Here is a 16,606-nt window from a genome sequence, read left to right as displayed (position 1 = left end):
GGAAATGATGCTCGAGACCTTGCCGCTCACCCTCTCCATCGCCTGCGACTGGCGGCGCGCCTATGGCCGCCTTGCCGATCCGCTGAGCTTCAATGACTGGGCATCGGGCCTTGGCCATTCGCTGCGCCGGGAAGGGGATCGGTGGGTGGCGATGGGGCCGGAAGGGCCGGTGACCATCCGCTTTACCCCCACCAACCTCTATGGCGTGCTCGACCACTGGGTGGAGCTGGCGCCGGGGGTGGAAGTTTATGTGCCGCTGCGCCTCATCCCCAATGGCGAGGGCTGTGAGGTAACGCTCACGCTCTTTCGCCAGCCGGGCATGGATGACGCAAAATTTGCCGCCGATGCCGACTGGGTGCGGCGCGACCTCAGGACATTGAAGGCGCTGCTGGAACAGCCTTAACCCACGGACTCCGGCTGGCGGGGCGTCCCTGCCGGCTCGTCATCCGCTTCATTGCAGGCAGAAGCGCAGGGTGGGGCCTGCCAGCTGGCGCGGGCGTCAAGGATGGCGTCATGATTGTCGCTGGCCCATTTCACCAGCGCATCCAGCGGCGTCATCAGCGAGCGGCCAAGGTCGGTCAGCGCATAATCGACACGCGGCGGGGTGGAGGGCACCACCGTGCGGCTCACGAGGCCATCCTGCTCCAGCTGGCGCAAGGTCTGGGCCAGCATGCGCTGGGAAATGTCCTCGATATCGCGCTTGATGGCGGTAAAGCGCTTTGTGCCGTCCTTCAGGCAAATGACGACCAGCAGGCTCCAGCGATTGCCGAAGCGGTTAATCACATCCCGGACCGGGCAGCCTGCCACGTCTTCCGGAGCCTGTTTGTGCAGCGCCATGGTCTAAATCCCCGCCCTCTTGCCGGATCGTTCCCGGCCTTGCCGCCTCGCCCTCAAGTCAGAAGGGGCGGCTCGCGGCTCTATGCTGGCAGTAGCGTCTGCCATTTTGTCGCATCAGGGATTACAGAAATACCATGCCCGATGCCACCCGGCCATGAAGCGGCCGACAGTGGCAAGTTGATTGGTGTGGTATTAGCGCCGCACCTTTAAAGTGCCTTTTCTCCACCAGTCCGGAAAACCCACCGCCATGAACCCGCTCTCCGGCCCGACCTATCTCTTCGATCCTTTTTGCGGCTGGTGTTACGCCGTCTCTGGCAGCATGGAGCGGCTGGAGGCCGAAGCCGGGCTGGCGGCAGAGCTGGTACCGGTCGGGCTGTTTGCCGGCGAGGGTGTGCGCCCGCTGACGGCGGAGTTTGCCAGCTATATCTGGTCCGCCGACCAGCGGGTGGCGGCGATGTCGGGATTGCCCTTCGGCGAGGCCTACCGCCAGAACGTGCTGATGCCGGGCACCCTGCTCGATAGCGGGCCTGCCACAACGGCGCTGACGCTGGTGCGGCGGGAAAAGCCAGCGCTCGAGCGGGCTTTCCTGCGCCGGGTGCAGAAGGGGCGCTGGGCGGAAGGCCGCGATGTGACGAGCACGGACGTGCTGGGCGAACTGGCGGCCGAGTTTGGCTTCGACGGGGCGCAGTTCGCCGGCCTCGTGGCCGGGGACGAGGCACTGGCGGTCGAGACGGCAGCCCGCATCGAGGCCGGGCGGCGGCTTATGAACGGGCTTGGTCTTTCCGGCGTGCCGGCCCTGCTGTTGCCAGTGGGTGAGCAGATACAGCTTGTGGGCACGCGCGAACTGATTGGCGATTACGAACGGGTAAAGCAGCTTCTGGCAGCCTGAAGGCGCAGGCCGTCCCGCCGGTCTTTAGCGGCCCGGTGGCGGAGCCTTGATCGCCGGCATCAGGAAGGGCATCAGCGCCATGCCGGCGATAAAACCACCGATATGGGCAATCCACGCCACCGAGGAACCATCGGGCGCGCCGATGAAACCGGCAACGGCGCTGATCAGCACCCAGGCAATGGCAATGGGCCAGATGCGGCCGACGCGGCCGGTGATCTCGCGCGCCCGCGCCATCAGGATGATGAAGCCGCCAAAAAGTCCGGCGATGCTGCCCGAGGCGCCGACGATGGGCTGCTCGGCGCTGGGGGTGAGGGCAAGCTGCACCACCATGGCCAGGATGCCGCTGGCGAAATAGAGCACCAACGTGCGCCATGGCCCCAGCACGCGCGCGATGGCGGAGCCGATGGCTGCCAGCGTCAGCATGTTGATGGCGATATGGTCGATGGAGGCGTGCAGGAACTGGTAGCTGACGAAGGTCGCCAGACCCTCCACGCTGAAATCATGCATCACGGCAAGGCGCGCGGGGATGAAGCTCCAGCTGTAGATCAGCAGCGCGCGGGTCTGTGCATCCAGCAGCAGGTACGGCAGCGCATAGGCCAGAATGTTGAGGACGATCAGGACAATCAGCACCCGCGGCAGGTTGAAGATGGGCTGGCGCGGAGCGGGGTTCTGCTGCGGGGCGGAACCCTCGGGGGGCTGGTTATGATCGAGGCTCAAGAACGGCTTCCCTCAACTGACAGGCGGCCACGGCACAAGGCGGCCTCCGTTCGTTTAGGCGAGCGGGGCGCCGGGATCAACCCGGCTCGCCCGTTGCTCCGGCTCATTGCTGATGTTCAGCAGATGGTAAGCCGGGGGGCAAAAAGAAAGGGCGCCGGTTTTGGCCGGCGCCCCCCGTAATCCGGGAAGTTGGGACAGGAAACTTGAAACGGACGGGCGGGGCCTGATCAGGCGGCAGAACGGGTACGTGAGGGCAGGGCGGAGCTGGCAGCCGCCGGGATACGGGCATGCAGGCCGCACTCCTTGGCTTCCGGCTGTTCCCACCACCAGCGGCCGGCACGCACATCTTCGCCCACGGTGATGGCGCGGGTGCAGGGGGCGCAGCCGATGGAGGGGAAGAAGCGGTCGTGCAGCTCGTTGTAGGGAATCTCGAGAGTGCGAATGTAGTTCCACACTTCCTTCTCGCTCCAGTCGGCGAGCGGGCTCAGCTTGTAAAGGCCGTTGCCGGCATCCCATTCCTCAAGCGCAAGCTCGGTGCGGGTGACGGACTGCTGGCGGCGCAGGCCGGTAATCCAGGCGCTGTGGCCGGCAAGGGCGCGGCGCAGCGGTTCCACCTTGCGCACGAAGCAGCAGGATTTGCGCAGCTCTACCGACTCATAAAACCCGTTGATGCCGTTGGTGCGCACATAGTCCTGCACGGCTTCGGCCTGCGGGTAATAAACCTCGACCACCTTGCCGTAGCGTTCTTCAACCTTCTGCAGCAGAGCGTAGGTCTCCTGATGCAGGCGGCCGGTATCGAGCATGAAGATTTTGATGCCGGGAAATTCGCGCGCCACGATGTCGGTCAGCACCATATCCTCGGCGCCAAGGCTGTTGGCGAGCGTGATGCTGCCATGGCGCAGCACCGCTTCGGAAAGCTGGGCGCGCACGGCATTGACCTTGTCCTGCAGGGCGGCCGGCAAAGAGCTGATATCCGACATGGTCTTCGCACTTTCTCCGGTTCGGGGCGTTAAAGCCGTTCCGGTATTTGCGCAGTCCTGCCTGTAATTTGGCGGCTCCACGGAAAACGACGCTGTTCGCTAGGTTTTCCTCGCCGTCTCGGCGCAAGCGGATTGCTTAATTTCACAAGTCGAGTGTGCCTTAACCAACATTGGCCGGCGTGAATATGTAGATCATGTGCGCGCGGATTTTGTCAAATGCATAAGTTCACCAATGCATTAATGTGAAATACAGATCTGCCCGTTCAGCGCTCGCGCTCCATGGCAGGGTGGGCTATGACCATGGGCGTCAGCTGAAGAAAATGGTGAGGAGAGACGGGCGATGCTGTTGCTGCGCCACGGCCAGTCGGTGTTCAACCTGCATTACAACGCCACCGGGATCGACCCCGGGGTGATCGATGCACCGCTGACCGATCTGGGCCGCCAGCAGGCGCGCGGCGCCGCAGAAAAGCTGCGCGGCAAGCACATCACGCGCATCGTGGCGAGCCCCTATTCCCGCGCGGTGGAAACGGCCTTGCTGGCCACTGCCGAGCTTGGCATCGGCATCGAGGTGGAGCCGCTGATCGGCGAATGGGGCGTGGAGTCCTGTAATATCGGCTCCCCGCCCGTTGAACTCGCTGGCCGGTTCCCGATGGTCAATTTCGCCCATGTGGCCGAGCGCTGGTGGCCGCACCAGCCGGAGCCGGAAAGCGGGCTGATCGAACGTTGCCGGCGATTCATCACCGCCCTCAATGAAGGCCCGCACGCCGAAAGCACACTGGTGGTCTGCCATTGGGGCGTGATTCGCTGCATGACAGGCTATGACGCCGCCAATTGTGAACTGGTGCGTGGCAATCCGCGCCAGCCTGCCTATTTCCGGGAAGAGACCTTCCTGCACGAGACGCACTGACGTCTCGCCCCCTTACGATCCCTGGAAACAGAGCCTCCATGCCTCCCTCGCTGACCCTCGACGAGCTTGAAGAGAATTTCGACCTGCTGGGCGACTGGGACGAGCGTTACCAGTACATCATCGATCTTGGCCGCAAGCTGCCGCCCGCTCCGCCGGCGCTGCATGACGAGGCCAATCTGGTGCGGGGCTGCCAGTCCAAGGTGTGGCTGATTGCCGAGCCTGATGCCGCCCGGCCGGGGGCGCTCAAGTTCGTGGCCGACAGCGATAGCATTATCGTGAAGGGCCTTGCCGCCTTGCTGGTGGGTCTCCATAGCGGCCTCACCCCGGCCGAAATCCTGTCTCTCCCTGTGGAAGAGAGTTTCGAGCGGCTCGATCTGAAAAAATTTCTCAGCACCAATCGCGGCAGCGGCCTTGGCGCGATGATCCAGCGCATGCGCCAGATCGCGAGCGCCACGGCCGCCGCCTGACCGGCGGGCAGAGGCCGGGTCTTACCGCGCGGCGAAGAAGTCGCGCGTAATGGCAAGCGCCGCGTCGATGGCGGCGCTATCCACATCCAGATGCGTGACCCAGCGCTGGCGGCTGCCGTCATAGGTGCCGGTGATGCCAACACCATGGGCTTCCAGATGGGCGCTGTAATCCGCGGCGATTTCCGGCGCTACGCGGACGAAAAGGATGTTGGTCTGCGGCAATTCCAGCGTCAGGCCATTGAAGCTGCGCAGCCCTTCGGCAAGGCGCAGGGCATTGGCATGATCGTCGGCAAGGCGCGCCACATTGTTTTCCAGCGCATGGATGCCGCCAGCAGCCAGAATGCCGGCCTGGCGCATGCCGCCACCCAGCATCTTGCGGATGCGGCGTCCGGCCTCGACCAGATCCTTGCGGCCGACCAGCACGGAGCCGACCGGGGCGCCAAGGCCCTTTGACAGGCAGACGGAGACGGTATCGAACCCGGCGGCCACCTCCGCCACCGGCACGCCGAGGGCGGTCGCCGCATTGAAGATACGGGCGCCATCCAGATGCGTATTGAGGCCATGCCGCCGGGCAAGCTCGATGGCCGAGCGCATGTAGTCGAGGCTCAGCACCTTGCCGCCGATGGTGTTTTCAAGGCTGAGCAGGCGTGTGCGGGCATAGTGGAAATCATCCGGCTTGATCGCGGCCTCGATCTTTTCCAGCGGGATGGTGCCGTCCGCCTCGTTCTCCAGCGGCTGCGGCTGGATGCTGCCCAGCACGGCAGCGCCGCCGGCTTCCCAGCGATAGGCATGCTGGTTCTGCCCGACGATATATTCATCGCCGCGCCCGCAATGGGCCATCAGGGCGGTGAGGTTGGACTGGGTGCCGGAGGGCAGGAAAAGCGCGGCTTCCTTGCCCAGCATGTCGGCGGCCAGCGCTTCCAGCCGGTTCAGTGTCGGGTCATCGCCAAACACATCATCGCCCACCTCGGCATTGGCCATGGCGGTGCGCATGGCGGCGGAGGGGCGGGTGACGGTATCGCTGCGGAAATCGTAACGGATCGGGCTCATCGGGCGGGCTTCGGCGGCTCTGGTTGGCGAAAGAGGTGCCACCTTAGCGGCCCGGAGCCCGCCCCTGTCCAATGAATTAGGCTGATGCGGCATCAGGGGTGGTGATAGCCGCCCGGCTCGCGGCCTTAACTCTCAAAGGGCTGGGTGATCTCTACGTCGCCGCTTTTCTTGTCATAGATGCAGATGCGCATTTCCTTATGGTCGGTAGCGGGGCCGGTCACCATGGCGACGCCGTAGCTCTCCGAACCTTCCGGGTTCACGCGGATCTTCAAGGTTTCACTGGCGGGCGCCACGTCCTGAGCGGCGGCGGCCTGCCGGCAGCTGGTCTCGACGCGCTCGCGAAATTCCGTCCAGGCGCGCGGGGTGGAAGCATGGGCGGCGGCCACGAACAGGGCGCCGGCGGCGGCTACGATCATGATGGCGCGCATGATTTCCGGTCCTCCTTCTGATGGTCCGCCCCGTTTGTCCCCGGGTGGCCTCTAAGGACCCGTTTTCCCATGCAAAAACGCCCACCCCGGGGCCGGGATGGGCGTTTTCAAGGCAAAGCCTGTCAAACCGGAGGCGCGTTGCCCCGGCTTGCGGGATCAGTCGCCCATGGCCTTCACGATCGTTTCCACCATCTTCTTGGCATCGCCCAGAAGCATCATGGTGTTGTCGCGGAAGAACAGCTCGTTGTCGACGCCGGCATAACCGGAGCCGAGCGAGCGCTTGAGGAACAGCACCGTCTTGGCCTTGTCCACCTCAAGGATGGGCATGCCGAAGATCGGGCTGGCCGGATCGGACTTCGCGGCCGGGTTGGTCACGTCATTGGCGCCGATGACGAAGGCGACGTCCGCGGTCGAGAACTCGTTGTTGATCTCGTCCAGTTCGAAGACTTCGTCATAGGGCACGTTGGCTTCGGCCAGCAGCACATTCATGTGCCCGGGCATGCGGCCCGCCACCGGATGGATGGCGTACTTGACCTCGACACCTTCGTGCTTGAGCAGGTCCGCCATTTCCCGCAGGGCATGCTGGGCCTGGGCCACGGCCATGCCGTAACCCGGCACAATGATGACCTTGCCGGCATTCTTCATGATGAAGGAGGCGTCTTCGCCCGAGCCGATCTTGGCCGCCTTGTCGCCCATGCTCTTTGCCGGGCCGCCGGCTGCCGCATCGCCGCCGAAGCCGCCCAGCAGCACATTCAGGAAAGAGCGGTTCATGCCCTTGCACATGATGTAGCTGAGGATGGCACCCGACGAGCCGACCAGCGCACCGGTGATGATGAGCAGGTTGTTCTGCAGCGTGAAGCCGATGCCCGCTGCCGCCCAGCCGGAATAGCTGTTGAGCATGGACACGATCACCGGCATGTCGGCGCCGCCGATGGGGATGATGAGCGTGATGCCCACCACCAGCGCCAGCGCGATGATGATCCAGAAGGTCACCGGCGACTGGCTGATCACCAGGGCGACGATGAAGACGATGATGCCGATGCCGAGCCCGAGATTGAGGAAATGCTGGCCCGGGAAGGTCAGCGGGCGGGACGGCAGGATGGCCTGCAGCTTGCCGAAGGCCACTAGCGAACCGGTGAAGGTGACGGCGCCGATAGCGACACCGAGACCCATTTCAACAAGGCTGCCGGGGCGAATGGCTCCGACGGTGCCGATGCCGTAATTATCCGGCGCGAAGAAAGCGGCCGAGGCCACCAGCACGGCGGCAAGACCGACGAGCGAGTGGAAGGCCGCAACCAGCTGCGGCAGCGCCGTCATCTGGATGCGTTTGGCAACGACAAAGCCGATACCGCCACCGATGATGAGGGCGATGACGATCCAGAGATAGTTCTGGACGGCCGGCAGGGTGAGGGTGGTGATGATGGCAATGGCCATGCCGGCCATGCCGAGGAAATTGCCGCGGCGCGAGGTCTCCGGATGCGACAGGCCCTTGAGGGCCAGAATGAAACAGATGGCGGAGACCAGATAGGCCAGGGTAACCGGGGCGCTCATGGTTTCCGCTCCTTACTTCGATTTCTTCTTGAACATCGACAGCATGCGGTGAGTCACCATAAAGCCGCCAAAGATGTTCACTGCTGCCAGCGCCACGGCCACGAAGCCGAGAGTGCCGGAGAAGGAGAAGTCGATCGGGCCGGCGGCGATCAGCGCACCGACGACGATTACGGAGGAGATGGCGTTGGTCACGCCCATGAGCGGGCTGTGCAGCGCCGGCGTCACGTTCCACACCACGTGGTAGCCGACGAAGACGGCCAGCACGAAGACGGTGAGACCGACCAGGAAGAAATCGCCATGGCCGCCGGCCGGGGCGCTGTGCGCCACGCTGGAGGCCATGTCCATCGCCTTCACGGCAAGGTCGGCGGCGCTGTCAGCCAGGGTGCGGGCTTCCTGCGCCTTGGTAAGGGCCTGTTCGGCCAGGGTTTGTGCAGTATCTGCCATTTTATCAGCTCCCCCTTAGGCCGCGGCGCCGAAGCGCGCATGCACGATGGCACCGCCCTTGGTCAGCAGCGTTCCCTTGATGATCTCGTCATCTTCCTTCAGCACCAGCGAGGACGTGTCCTTGTCCCAGAAGCTGGTGAGGAAGGTGAGGAGGTTCTTGGCAAAGAGGGCGCTGGCATCGGTTGCCACGCGGCCGGCCATGTTCGGATAGCTGACGATCTTGACGCCCTTGTGCGTCACGACCTTGCCGAGCTTGCCGAGCTTGCAGTTGCCGCCCTGCTCGGCGGCAAGGTCGAACACCACTGAACCCGGCTTCATGCTTTCGACATGGGCCTTGGTAACGAGTTCCGGGGCATCGCGGCCGGGGATCAGCGCGGTACAGATGACGATATCCATCTTGGTGATGTGCTCGGCCACCAGCGCGCGCTGCTTTTCCTGATACTCGGCCGACATTTCCTTGGCGTAACCGCCGGAGGTTTCGGCCGACTTGAACTCTTCGTCCTCAACGGCGACGAACTTGCCGCCGAGGCTTTCCACCTGCTCCTTGGTGGCCGGCCGCACGTCGGTGGCCGACACCATGGCGCCAAGGCGGCGGGCAGTTGCGATGGCCTGCAGGCCGGCAACGCCCACACCCATGACGAATACCTTGGCCGGCGGAATGGTGCCGGCGGCGGTCATCATCATCGGGAAGGCGCGGCCGAAATGGCCGGTCGCATCCAGCACGGCCTTGTAACCGGCGAGGTTGGACTGGGAGGAAAGGATGTCCATGGACTGGGCGCGGGTGATGCGCGGCATCAGTTCCATGGCCACGGCGTTGATGCCCTGCCCGGCATAGGCGGCGAGATGCTTGCCGCCATCCGCATAAGGAGCAAGAGAGGCAATGAGAGTGGCGCCCTTCTTCAAGGACTTCAGCTCATCCACATCGCCTTCACCGGCCAGCAGCGGGCGCTGGATCTTGAACACCACATCGGCGTCCTTGACGGCCTCGTCATAGCTGGCGGCAATGGTGGCACCGGCGGCAGTAAAAGCGGCATCGGGTATGGAAGAGCCGTCGCCCGCTCCGGCCTCGACCACCACGTCGATGCCCAGGCTTTTGAGCTTCTTCACGGTTTCCGGCGTAGCGGCGACACGCGTCTCGAACGCGCGTCTCTCCCTGGCGATGGCGAGTTTCATGTTAACTCCCCTTGTTTAGTAAGGTCCGGGATTCTTGGTGTCCTGGCCCCTGCCGGTGACCGTTAGCAGCGGCAAACTTTCCCTGTCGGGAGCGGCTTTAGCTCATCTTCCCATACCCGCCGGGGCGGGTAGCGGCGAACCATGCCGCACTCATCTGCGATTGTGAAGTGTCGTTTGCACCCTGAATACCGGCATAAAATAACAATAATCACTGTAAAATAGGCGGGCCGGGTGTGGATTGGGCGCGGGCGCGCGGCCAAAGGCTTCCGCGCCGGGGGCGAGGAGATGGCCGTCTGCGCACTGGATTTTTGCCCGGCGCGGACCATTATTGAAAATGGAGGGCGGCTTTGAAAACGGCCGTGGTTATTGCCTGCAAGGGGCAGCCACTGCCGTGGAGGCAGTCATCATGACAGGCACAAAAATGGTGGTGGCGGTGGCATTGGCTGCGGCTTTCATGCTGTGCAGCTTTTCCGCAACCGGCGCCGACGGCAAGGACCCCGCCAGTATGGCGGCGATCCGGCAGGTGATTACCGACCAGATCGCGGCTTTTGGCCGGGACGATGCGGAAGGCGCCTTCCGTTTCGCGACCCGCGACCTGCAGCGCCAGTTCGGCACCGCCGGCAGTTTCATCGAGATGGTGCGCACCGGCTATTCCGCGGTCTATCACCCGCAGCGTGTCGATTTCCTGCCGCTGGAAGAACATGAAGGCCAGCTGGTCCAGCCGGCGCTGGTGGTGGGGCCGGACGGAGCGCTGGTGGAAGCCTTTTATTTCATGGAGCAGGACAGCGCCGGGCAATGGCGCATTTCCGGCTGCATACTGGCAAAACCCCGGGGCCTCGGCACCTGAGCCCGGCCGAGCCTCCGGGCGCGCCCGCAGCAGCTACTCTCTCGATGTGCCTGCGGCACAGACTTCCCAGTGTGTCTGCCGCACAGGGCAGCCTTGCCGCGCGGCGGAATTGAAGCGAGAAAGGGCATCGGTTATAAGCGGCCAATCCCTTGAATACATACCCTCTCAACTTGCCGAAGCAACGAGGCTCAAGCTTATGTCCGAGGCTCCTCCGAAATATTTCCCGGTTTCCTGGGAAGAGCTGCACCGCAATGCCAAGGCGCTTTCCTGGCGCCTGCTCGACAAGGGCCCGTGGATCGGCATCTGCGCGATCACCCGTGGCGGCCTCGTGCCGGCCGGCATCGTGGCGCGCGAGCTGAATGTGCGCCTGATCGAGACCGTGTCGATCTCCTCCTACGATCACACCAAGATTCGCGAGAGCAACATCCTCAAGCCCTTCAACCCGCCCAATGGCGGCGAAGGCTGGCTGATCGTGGATGACCTCGTGGATACCGGCAAGACCGCCAAGATCGTGCGTGAGATGGCCCCGAAGGCCCATTTCGCCACCATCTATGCCAAGCCGGCCGGTCGTCCGCTGGTCGACACCTTCATCACCGAAGTCTCGCAGGACACGTGGATCCACTTCCCGTGGGACATCGAGCTGCAGTACTCCAAGCCGATCGCCGAGATGGGCCGCTAACAGCGCCTGTCAGCCGGTTTGAACGGAAAAAAGGGCGGCGCTTCGGCGCCTCCCTTTTGTTTTCCCGGTGGTGAAAAACCGGCGCCTGGCTCAGGCCGTCAGCAGGGTGGCGGTATCGGTCATCTCGGCAAAGTCCGAAGCCAGATGGGCCATGGTCACGTCGAAGATCACCTGAGCGGAAAGCCCGGTGCCCGGCAGATCGAAGCCCAGTACCGCATCGCGCACCACGCTCATTTTGAAGCCGAGGTCCGAGCCTGCGCGCACGGTGGTGTTAACGCAGAAACCGGCAACGGCGCCGGTGACGTGGAGCCGGGTGATGCCGGCCTTGCGCAGCCAGCCTTCCAGATCCGTCGAGGCAAAACCGGAAGAGGTGTTCTTGATGAAGACGGGTTCGCCCTCCAGCGCCTCCGCGCACGGCATGGGCGGGTAACCGGCGGCATCCGGATGCGTCGGGGAAGCTACGTCCGTGTCGCGGTGGCGCACATGGAGCACCGGCTTGCCGGCGGCTCGGAAGGCGGCGGCAAGCGCCGCGATATTTTCCGGCGTTTGCGGGTTCACATGCTCGCGCCCGCTGTCGAGGCGGTGCTGCATGAGCATCTGCATGTCGATGATGAGAAGTGCGCTCGTCATGGGGTCGCCTTTGGCCGTCCGGTGAGGATTGCCTGCGGGATCTAGCAGGGCGGCCGGGCGAAGGCTATCGGCTCAGTCAGGCCCGGCCGCGCGATTTCGCATTTCTTCCAGCGCGGCAATGCGGCGGCTGGCGCTCGGCCAGATTTTTTCCGTCGTAGCGGCCAGCAGCGCTTCCACGAGGGTGAGGATGGCGGCGGTGGAATCCCAGTTGGAGGGCACCAGCACGCGCGCGGCCAGCACATGGCGGGCGGAGCCGGCGACCGGCGACAGCCACTGGTCCGTCATCAGCACAACGGTGACACGGCGTTTGGCAGCCTCTGCGGCCAGCAGGCTCAGATCGTCCGAATAGCGCCGGATGTCGAAGACGATCAGCACGTCGCGGCTGCCCATGTCGAGCAGATGGTCGCGCCAGTTGTCGGCCTGGCCGATGAGATGGGTGACGCCGGGGCGCACGATGCGCAGATGGGCGCTCATATAACGCCCTATGCCATCGGTAAATCGCCCGCCGATCAGGTAGATGCGGCGCTTTTCATCCGCCAGCAACCCCACCACCGCCTCGAACTCGGCAGCCGGGATGTTGCGGAAGGTCTCGGCGATGTTGGCGGCGACGGTCTCCTGGAAGCGCTGCAGGCGGCTGGCAAGGCCGGTGCCCTGGTCGGGCGGGGTTTCGCCGGAAGGGCTGAAACGTTCCTTGGAGAGCGGGGACTGGGCCTGCGCTTCCAGCTCGGTGCGCAGGCAGCGCTGGAATTCCGGGTAACCGGAAAGGCCAAGCTTGGCGACAAGGCGCAGGATGGTAGGGGCGCTGACGTGAGTGCGGCGGGCAAACTCGGCCACCGTCTCCAGCCCCAGCACGGGGTAGTTGGCCAGGAGCATGTGCGCGGCGCGGCGTTCCGCCGGGGTTATCTCTGTCAGAATCTGCGTCAGCTGCTGCGCAAGGGAACGGCTGTCGTCCTGCCGGGGTGGGGCGCTCATCGATGGGGGCTCTCCCTCTATGGCCACATCGTTGGTGGCCTTATGGAATTGACAGTCATGATTCCGTAGTGAATGATTTTTACGAAATTTACCCTACGGCGCATCCTGAAAAAATCGATACATCGCGAATTGCTCAGGTTTCGCCCCTTTTTCCGGGTGATTGCATGACCGGTACCAAGGCGTTTCCTGATGCCGACGCGGCTCATGAAGCGCATGCCGATGCGGTGAAGGTGGTCAATCCCGAAGGGCGCGGGCCCTTCGTGCTGTTTTGCGATCATGCCTCCAATTTCATTCCGGCCGCCTATGGCGATCTCGGACTGTCGGCAGAGCTGAGGGCAGAACATATCGCCTGGGATCCGGGGGCACTGCCGGTTGCGCTTCATCTCTCCAAACTCCTGGACGCCCCGCTGGTTGCCGGCGCGGTCTCGCGTCTGGTGCTGGACGTCAACCGGTCGGAGACATCGCCGACCCTCATTCCCGAGGTCAGCGAGTTCGGCCCCATCCCGGGCAATGCCGGCATGGATGCGGCAGAGCGCGAGCGCCGGCTCAAGGCCGTGCATGCGCCCTTTCATGCCGCCTGCGCGGCGGTGATGGCGGCGCGGGGCGGGCAGGGCGTCATCGGCGTTGCCGTCCATACCTTCACCCCGGTCTTCAAGGGCGAGAGCCGCCCCTGGCAGATCGGCATTCTTTTCGATCGCGACCGGAAGGTTGGCGATCACCTGATATCGGGCCTTGGCCGCGAAAGCGGTCTGACAGTGGGCGAAAACCAGCCCTATGGCCCCTGGGACGGCGTCTACTGGACGCTGGACCGCCATGTCCAGGCAAGCGGATTGCCGAGCGTAATGATCGAAATCCGCAATGACGAAGTGCGCACTGAAGAACGCCAGCGTGCCTGGGCAGAACGCCTTGCCAACCTGCTTCTCTCTTTCGGGCAGGAAGGGCGGCAAGGCCGGAACGTCGCCACCGGATGATACGGGCCCAACAACCGACAATTCCGAACAGAGGGGTGTTCATGACATGGCAAAACATGAAGGGGGCGTAACCTATACCAAGGCCGACAGCGCCTATTTCGAACAGCGCGGCCTCAAGAAATTTGCCGGCGCCTGGTCGCTGTGGGCGCTGGGCGTGGGAGCCGTTATCTCCGGCGACTTCTTCGGCTGGAACTTCGGCCTGGCAACGGGCGGCTTCGGCGGTCTTGCGATTGCCACCGTCATCATCGCGGTGATGTATGTGGGCCTTGCCTACTCCATCGCCGAAATGAGCCCGGCCCTACCGCACACCGGCGGTGCCTATTCCTTCGGCCGTACGGCCATGGGCCCGTGGGGCGGCTTCATCACCGGCCTCGCCGAGAACATGGAATATGTGCTGACGCCGGCCGTCATCGTCGTCGGTATTGCCGGCTACATGGACAGCATCACCACCACCGCTCTGGGCTTTCATCTGCCCAACCCGGTGTGGTGGCTGATTTTCTACGGCGTCTTCGTCGGCCTCAACATCATCGGCGTTGAAGTCACCTTCAAGTTCACCATCGTCATCACCTTCCTGGCGCTCGCCATCCTGGTGGTGTTCTGGATCGGCGCCATCCCGCATTTCGACTATCACCGCTGGGCGCTCAATATCGGGGCCGACGGAGCCGAACTGCCGGACGGCAATGGCCCGTTCCTGCCGTTTGGCTGGGGCGGCGTCGCAGCTTCGCTACCCTTTGCGATCTGGTTTTTCCTCGCCATCGAGCAGCTTCCGCTCGCTGCCGAAGAAAGCCATGACCCCAAGAAGGACATGCCGCGCGGCCTGGTGTGGGGCATTATCACCCTCATCGTCGCCGCGTTCCTGACCCTCATTTTCAACGCCGGCATCGAGCCCGGCGCCTCGAAGGTGGGGACGGACCTCAACCCGCTGTTCCTTGCTTTCCAGACCATCTTCGGTGTGGGCGCGGGCTCGGCGGCTCTGGCGCTGGTGGCGGTGGCGGGGCTCGTCGCCTCCTTCCACACCATCATCTATGCCTATGGCCGCAACATCTACTCGCTGAGCCGCGCAGGTTATTTCCCGCATTGGCTCTCGATCACTCATGGCACCCGCAAGACGCCGCATGTGGCGCTTCTGGTGGGGAGCGCGCTGGGGCTTATCGTCTGTCTCATCCTTGAATATGGCTCTGCCATCTTCGGCGATGTGCCGGTCGGTCCGGTGTTGCTCAACATGGCGGTGTTCGGTGCCGTCATCGCCTATGTCATGCAGATGGTCTCCTACATCATCATCAAGGACATGAAGTCGCTCGAGCGTCCCTATGTCTCGCCACTCGGCAAGGCCGGGGCCGCAGTGGCAGCGATCATCGCTGCCGTCTCGCTGGTCTTCCTCTTCCTCAATGCCGACTATCGTCCCGGCGTTTATGGCTGTGCGATCTGGTTCGTCGCCGGACTGATCTACTTCGCCGTCTATGCCCGCCACCGGATGATCCTGTCGCCGGAAGAAGAGTTCGCGATGGAACACAGAGGCACCGCCAACGCCGAATAACCGGCTTCGGCACCCCTTTTCCGGAGCGGTTCGCAGTTCCGGGAAAGGGGCCTTCGTTTCAGGTTTTCGGGATAACAAAATGGAACGCCTGACCGGATCACCCTACGGGGCCGGCAGGGACAGTTTCCAGGGAAGGCAGGGGTTTAAATGCCGGGTAATCTGACGCTTGAAGCGCTTCGCCGCGAGGTTGAGGCCGGCCGCATCGATACGGTTCTGGCCTGCATCATCGACATGCAGGGCCGGCTTATCGGCAAGCGGTTTCAGGCGAGTTTCTTCCTCGACAGTGCGCATGACGAAACCCATGCCTGCGACTATCTGCTGGCCAACGACATCGATATGGAGCCGGTGCCCGGTTACAAGGGCGCCAACTGGGCCAAGGGTTATGGCGACTTCATCATGAAGCCGGTCATCTCCACGCTCAGGCTGGTGCCGTGGCTGGAAGGAACGGCGCTGGTGCTGTGCGATGTGCTGGACCATCACACCCATGAGGACGTCGCCTATTCGCCGCGCGGCATGCTGAAAAAGCAGCTGGCCCGCCTGGAGGCGATGGGCATGAGCGCCTACATGGCGTCCGAACTTGAATTCTACCTCTTCGACGACAGTTTCGAGGGCGCGCACACCAAGGGTTACCGCGACCTCAAGACGTCTGCCTATTACATGCAGGACTACCACATCTTCCAGACCACCAAGGACGAGCCGCTGATGCGCGCGGTGCGCAACGGGCTGGAAGCGGCGGGCATCCCGGTCGAGAACTCTAAGGGCGAGTGGGGGCCGGGGCAGGAAGAGATCAACATCCGTTATGCCGACGCGCTGGAAATGGCCGACCGGCACGTGATCACCAAGAATGCCATCAAGGAAATAGCCTTCCTGCAGGGCAAGGCCGTCACCTTCATGGCCAAGTGGGATTACACCTATGCCGGCAGCTCTTGCCATGTGCACCAGAGCCTGTGGGACAAGACCGGCAAGACGCCGCTTTTTGCCGACAAGGCGGGCGAACTCGGCATGTCGGAGCTGATGCGGCACTATATGGCCGGCCTGCTCGCCCATGCGCGCGAGATCACCTATTTCCTTGCGCCCTACATCAACTCCTACAAGCGTTTCCAGGCCGGCACCTTTGCGCCGACCAAGGCGATCTGGAGCAACGACAACCGCACCGCCGGCTTCCGCCTGTGTGGCGAGCACAGCAAGAGCGTGCGGGTGGAATGCCGCATGGGCGGCGCCGATCTCAACCCCTACCTTGCCTTTGCCGCCATGCTGGCGGCCGGCATCTCCGGCATCGAGAACAAGATGGCGCTGGAGCCGGGCTATAGCGGCGATGCCTATGGCGGCAAGAAGCTGCGCGAGATCCCCAAAACCCTGCGGGAGGCGGCCACGCTCATGGACAAGTCCAAAATGCTGCGTGCGGCCTTTGGCGACAGCGTGGTGGACCACTATGTCCATACCGCGGACTGGGAACAGCTCGAGTATGATCGCCGCGTGACCGACTGGGAAATGACCCGCGGCTTCGAGCGTTATTGAGGAACCAAG

19 protein-coding genes are annotated in these 16,606 nt (G+C 63.6%); 9 read left to right on the top strand and 10 right to left on the bottom strand.

Translation table 11 applies throughout. The annotated features are described in order from the left end of the window. The first annotated feature begins 7 nt into the window (after positions 1-7). The gene (locus QTL98_RS18745; protein ID WP_510637592.1) at positions 8-403 is read left to right on the top strand and encodes an SRPBCC family protein; all 396 of its coding nucleotides are present in this window, start codon (positions 8-10) and stop codon (positions 401-403) included. Here the strand turns inward: QTL98_RS18745 and QTL98_RS18740 are convergent. Then, complete coding sequence (locus QTL98_RS18740) at positions 400-837, bottom strand: winged helix-turn-helix transcriptional regulator (RefSeq protein ID WP_445679983.1); 438 nt, start codon at positions 835-837, stop codon at positions 400-402. The genes QTL98_RS18745 and QTL98_RS18740 overlap by 4 nt on opposite strands. A gap of 247 nt (positions 838-1,084) precedes the next feature. Between QTL98_RS18740 and QTL98_RS18735 the strand changes: the two genes are divergently transcribed. Further along, positions 1,085-1,726: a DsbA family protein gene (locus QTL98_RS18735; protein WP_445679982.1), complete on the top strand. Its 642-nt coding sequence runs from the start codon at positions 1,085-1,087 to the stop codon at positions 1,724-1,726. A gap of 24 nt (positions 1,727-1,750) precedes the next feature. Here the strand turns inward: QTL98_RS18735 and QTL98_RS18730 are convergent, their stop codons facing one another. Beyond that, positions 1,751-2,443, bottom strand: a complete 693-nt coding sequence (locus QTL98_RS18730; RefSeq protein WP_445679981.1) for a rhomboid family intramembrane serine protease — start codon at positions 2,441-2,443, stop codon at positions 1,751-1,753. Between the two features lie 227 nt (positions 2,444-2,670). After that, positions 2,671-3,423 (bottom strand): phosphoadenylyl-sulfate reductase, encoded by a 753-nt coding sequence (locus tag QTL98_RS18725; protein WP_445679980.1) that lies wholly within the window; start codon positions 3,421-3,423, stop codon positions 2,671-2,673. 340 nt (positions 3,424-3,763) lie between these two features. Here QTL98_RS18725 and QTL98_RS18720 point away from each other — a divergent pair, with 340 nt between their 5' ends. Together QTL98_RS18720 and QTL98_RS18715 are read left to right on the top strand one after the other, a co-directional pair. Next, positions 3,764-4,330 carry a histidine phosphatase family protein gene (locus QTL98_RS18720; RefSeq protein WP_445679979.1) on the top strand — a complete coding sequence of 189 codons (567 nt, stop codon included), beginning with the start codon at positions 3,764-3,766 and terminating at the stop codon, positions 4,328-4,330. 38 nt (positions 4,331-4,368) lie between these two features. Then, complete coding sequence (locus QTL98_RS18715; protein ID WP_445679978.1) at positions 4,369-4,797, top strand: SufE family protein; 429 nt, start codon at positions 4,369-4,371, stop codon at positions 4,795-4,797. Between the two features lie 21 nt (positions 4,798-4,818). Here QTL98_RS18715 and ltaE read toward each other — a convergent pair whose 3' ends face one another. From ltaE to QTL98_RS18690, 5 genes are all read right to left on the bottom strand, one after another. Further along, complete coding sequence (gene ltaE / locus QTL98_RS18710; protein WP_445679977.1) at positions 4,819-5,847, bottom strand: low-specificity L-threonine aldolase; 1,029 nt, start codon at positions 5,845-5,847, stop codon at positions 4,819-4,821. Positions 5,848-5,972: 125 nt separating this feature from the next. Further along, complete coding sequence (locus tag QTL98_RS18705) at positions 5,973-6,275, bottom strand: hypothetical protein (RefSeq protein WP_445679976.1); 303 nt, start codon at positions 6,273-6,275, stop codon at positions 5,973-5,975. 156 nt (positions 6,276-6,431) lie between these two features. Beyond that, on the bottom strand, positions 6,432-7,826 hold the full coding sequence (locus QTL98_RS18700; protein ID WP_445679975.1) for an NAD(P)(+) transhydrogenase (Re/Si-specific) subunit beta: 1,395 nt from the start codon (positions 7,824-7,826) through the stop codon (positions 6,432-6,434). A gap of 12 nt (positions 7,827-7,838) precedes the next feature. Beyond that, positions 7,839-8,270 carry an NAD(P) transhydrogenase subunit alpha part 2 gene (locus QTL98_RS18695; protein WP_445679974.1) on the bottom strand — a complete coding sequence of 144 codons (432 nt, stop codon included), beginning with the start codon at positions 8,268-8,270 and terminating at the stop codon, positions 7,839-7,841. Positions 8,271-8,285: 15 nt separating this feature from the next. Beyond that, a complete protein-coding gene (locus tag QTL98_RS18690; RefSeq protein ID WP_445679973.1) occupies positions 8,286-9,443 on the bottom strand; it encodes a Re/Si-specific NAD(P)(+) transhydrogenase subunit alpha in 1,158 nt (385 codons plus the stop codon). A 406-nt stretch (positions 9,444-9,849) separates the two neighbouring features. On the opposite strand from QTL98_RS18690, the gene QTL98_RS18685 reads away from it, so the two are divergent. Both QTL98_RS18685 and gpt read left to right on the top strand, forming a co-directional pair. Further along, on the top strand, positions 9,850-10,290 hold the full coding sequence (locus tag QTL98_RS18685; RefSeq protein ID WP_445679972.1) for a DUF4864 domain-containing protein: 441 nt from the start codon (positions 9,850-9,852) through the stop codon (positions 10,288-10,290). 196 nt (positions 10,291-10,486) lie between these two features. Continuing rightward, complete coding sequence (gene gpt / locus QTL98_RS18680; RefSeq protein ID WP_445679971.1) at positions 10,487-10,969, top strand: xanthine phosphoribosyltransferase; 483 nt, start codon at positions 10,487-10,489, stop codon at positions 10,967-10,969. Between the two features lie 90 nt (positions 10,970-11,059). Here the strand turns inward: gpt and QTL98_RS18675 are convergent, their stop codons facing one another. Then, the gene (locus QTL98_RS18675; protein WP_445679970.1) at positions 11,060-11,599 is read right to left on the bottom strand and encodes an isochorismatase family protein; all 540 of its coding nucleotides are present in this window, start codon (positions 11,597-11,599) and stop codon (positions 11,060-11,062) included. A 72-nt stretch (positions 11,600-11,671) separates the two neighbouring features. Then, complete coding sequence (locus tag QTL98_RS18670; protein WP_445679969.1) at positions 11,672-12,571, bottom strand: MurR/RpiR family transcriptional regulator; 900 nt, start codon at positions 12,569-12,571, stop codon at positions 11,672-11,674. Positions 12,572-12,735: 164 nt separating this feature from the next. On the opposite strand from QTL98_RS18670, the gene QTL98_RS18665 reads away from it, so the two are divergent. The 3 genes from QTL98_RS18665 (at position 12,736) to QTL98_RS18655 (ending at position 16,597) form a co-directional block, all read left to right on the top strand. Then, entirely contained in the window at positions 12,736-13,542 is an 807-nt protein-coding gene (locus QTL98_RS18665) for an N-formylglutamate amidohydrolase (RefSeq protein WP_445679968.1), read from the top strand. A 46-nt stretch (positions 13,543-13,588) separates the two neighbouring features. Further along, entirely contained in the window at positions 13,589-15,079 is a 1,491-nt protein-coding gene (locus tag QTL98_RS18660; RefSeq protein WP_445679967.1) for an amino acid permease, read from the top strand. Between the two features lie 147 nt (positions 15,080-15,226). Then, on the top strand, positions 15,227-16,597 hold the full coding sequence (locus QTL98_RS18655; protein ID WP_445679966.1) for a glutamine synthetase family protein: 1,371 nt from the start codon (positions 15,227-15,229) through the stop codon (positions 16,595-16,597). The last annotated feature ends 9 nt before the right edge of the window (positions 16,598-16,606 follow it).

It is taken from the genome of Radicibacter daui, from assembly GCA_030657355.1.
In the GTDB taxonomy this organism is placed as follows: Bacteria; Pseudomonadota; Alphaproteobacteria; order Radicibacterales; family Radicibacteraceae; genus Radicibacter; species Radicibacter daui.
Note: the sequence above shows the minus strand (reverse complement) of the source record. Positions and strands in the feature narration are given on the sequence as shown.

What these genes read in the sequence shown, in the direction of transcription:
- QTL98_RS18745 (WP_510637592.1), top strand. Translation starts at nt 8, where the DNA reads ATGCTCGAGACCTTGCCGCTCACCCTCTCCATCGCCTGCGACTGGCGG.
- QTL98_RS18740 (WP_445679983.1), bottom strand. Translation starts at nt 837, where the DNA reads ATGGCGCTGCACAAACAGGCTCCGGAAGACGTGGCAGGCTGCCCGGTC.
- QTL98_RS18735 (WP_445679982.1), top strand. Translation starts at nt 1,085, where the DNA reads ATGAACCCGCTCTCCGGCCCGACCTATCTCTTCGATCCTTTTTGCGGC.
- QTL98_RS18725 (WP_445679980.1), bottom strand. Translation starts at nt 3,423, where the DNA reads ATGTCGGATATCAGCTCTTTGCCGGCCGCCCTGCAGGACAAGGTCAAT.
- QTL98_RS18720 (WP_445679979.1), top strand. Translation starts at nt 3,764, where the DNA reads ATGCTGTTGCTGCGCCACGGCCAGTCGGTGTTCAACCTGCATTACAAC.
- QTL98_RS18715 (WP_445679978.1), top strand. Translation starts at nt 4,369, where the DNA reads ATGCCTCCCTCGCTGACCCTCGACGAGCTTGAAGAGAATTTCGACCTG.
- ltaE (WP_445679977.1), bottom strand. Translation starts at nt 5,847, where the DNA reads ATGAGCCCGATCCGTTACGATTTCCGCAGCGATACCGTCACCCGCCCC.
- QTL98_RS18705 (WP_445679976.1), bottom strand. Translation starts at nt 6,275, where the DNA reads ATGCGCGCCATCATGATCGTAGCCGCCGCCGGCGCCCTGTTCGTGGCC.
- QTL98_RS18700 (WP_445679975.1), bottom strand. Translation starts at nt 7,826, where the DNA reads ATGAGCGCCCCGGTTACCCTGGCCTATCTGGTCTCCGCCATCTGTTTC.
- QTL98_RS18695 (WP_445679974.1), bottom strand. Translation starts at nt 8,270, where the DNA reads ATGGCAGATACTGCACAAACCCTGGCCGAACAGGCCCTTACCAAGGCG.
- QTL98_RS18690 (WP_445679973.1), bottom strand. Translation starts at nt 9,443, where the DNA reads ATGAAACTCGCCATCGCCAGGGAGAGACGCGCGTTCGAGACGCGTGTC.
- QTL98_RS18685 (WP_445679972.1), top strand. Translation starts at nt 9,850, where the DNA reads ATGACAGGCACAAAAATGGTGGTGGCGGTGGCATTGGCTGCGGCTTTC.
- gpt (WP_445679971.1), top strand. Translation starts at nt 10,487, where the DNA reads ATGTCCGAGGCTCCTCCGAAATATTTCCCGGTTTCCTGGGAAGAGCTG.
- QTL98_RS18675 (WP_445679970.1), bottom strand. Translation starts at nt 11,599, where the DNA reads ATGACGAGCGCACTTCTCATCATCGACATGCAGATGCTCATGCAGCAC.
- QTL98_RS18670 (WP_445679969.1), bottom strand. Translation starts at nt 12,571, where the DNA reads ATGAGCGCCCCACCCCGGCAGGACGACAGCCGTTCCCTTGCGCAGCAG.
- QTL98_RS18665 (WP_445679968.1), top strand. Translation starts at nt 12,736, where the DNA reads ATGACCGGTACCAAGGCGTTTCCTGATGCCGACGCGGCTCATGAAGCG.
- QTL98_RS18660 (WP_445679967.1), top strand. Translation starts at nt 13,589, where the DNA reads ATGGCAAAACATGAAGGGGGCGTAACCTATACCAAGGCCGACAGCGCC.
- QTL98_RS18655 (WP_445679966.1), top strand. Translation starts at nt 15,227, where the DNA reads ATGCCGGGTAATCTGACGCTTGAAGCGCTTCGCCGCGAGGTTGAGGCC.